Raw genomic sequence first — 319 nt, forward strand, 5'->3', positions numbered from 1 at the left:
CAGTCGCGTGGCCTGGTAGAGATACCCGGCCAGGGCGCGGCTGTTGCCGCTGACGCCGTAGTACTGGATGTGCCCACGCAGGTGGCGAGTGAGATAGGCCAGCATGGCCGCGCCACCTTGGCTGCGCAGGGCGCGCAGTCGCTCATTGAGCTGCTTGAGCTTCCTGCCCAGGCGCTTGCCGTCGGTCTTGCGCCCGACCACGAACCGCCCGCGACGGCTTCGGCCCACGTAGTGGGTGAAGCCGAGGAAGCTGAAGGTCCGTGGCTCGTTCCCGCGCTCATGCGGCTGGCCAAGCGCGTGCGAGCCAAATCGCAACAGC

General features: G+C 68.0%; 1 pseudogene. It reads right to left on the reverse strand.

Going from position 1 to position 319, the window contains the following annotated elements:
• Positions 1-319, reverse strand: a pseudogene (locus tag G3446_RS27380) (group II intron reverse transcriptase/maturase); the annotation flags it as partial.

The organism is Thiorhodococcus minor (genome assembly GCF_010820565.1).
GTDB classification, from domain to species: Bacteria; Pseudomonadota; Gammaproteobacteria; order Chromatiales; family Chromatiaceae; genus Thiorhodococcus; species Thiorhodococcus minor.